General features: G+C 68.0%; 1 protein-coding gene. It reads left to right on the top strand.

Annotated elements, in window-relative coordinates; genetic code table 11:
• Positions 1-884: UDP-glucose 4-epimerase GalE (gene galE / locus E4V01_RS25410; protein ID WP_135300305.1), on the top strand; the 884-nt coding region annotated here is incomplete at both ends.

Here is an 884-nt window from a genome sequence, read left to right as displayed (position 1 = left end):
ATCGGCAGCCATATGGTGCTCGCGCTGGTCGATGCCGGGCATGAGGAGGTCGTGGTCCTCGACGACCTCTCGACCGGTTACGACTGGGCTCTGCCTCCGGAAGTGCGTCTCGTCGTCGGCGACGTGGCCGACCAAGCGCTCGTCACCGAGACCATCCTGCGCCACCAGATCGACGCGGTCGCGCATTTCGCGGCCAAGATCGTCGTGCCGGAATCGGTCGCCGACCCGTTGGGCTACTATCTCGCCAACACCGTGAAGACACGCGCGCTGATCGAGACGGCCGCGCGCACGAATGTGCGGCACTTCATCTTTTCCTCGACGGCGGCCGTCTACGGCGAGCCCGAGACCGTGCCGGTGCCCGAGACCCTGGCGACGAACCCGATCAACCCCTACGGCCGCTCGAAGCTGATGAGCGAGTGGATGCTCGCGGATGCCGCCGCCGCGCACGGCTTCACCTACGGGGTGCTGCGCTACTTCAACGTGGCCGGGGCCGATCCGCGCGGGCGTTCCGGGCAATCGATGCCGGCGGCCACCCACCTCATCAAGGTCGCGACGCAGGCCGCGCTCGGTCAGCGCACGCATCTGGAGGTGTTCGGCACCGACTATCCCACCCGCGACGGCTCGTGCCTGCGCGACTACATCCAAGTCTCGGATCTGGCCGCGGCGCATCTCACCGTTCTCGACCATCTGCGCGGCGGCGGCGGCAGCCTGACCGTCAATTGCGGCTACGGCCGGGGCTACTCGGTTCTGGAGGTCGTGGAGGTGGTCAAGCGCATCTCAGGCCGTGACTTCGAGGTGCGCTTGTCGCCCCGCCGTGCCGGTGATCCGGCCCAGATCATCGCCGGTGCCGACCGCATCCGCAACGAACTCGGCTGGACCCCGAA

This window comes from Methylorubrum sp. Q1 (assembly GCF_004683995.1).
Lineage (GTDB): Bacteria > Pseudomonadota > Alphaproteobacteria > Rhizobiales > Beijerinckiaceae > Methylobacterium.
The sequence above is the reverse complement of the archived record's forward strand: the minus strand, read 5'-3'. Positions and strand labels throughout refer to the sequence as shown.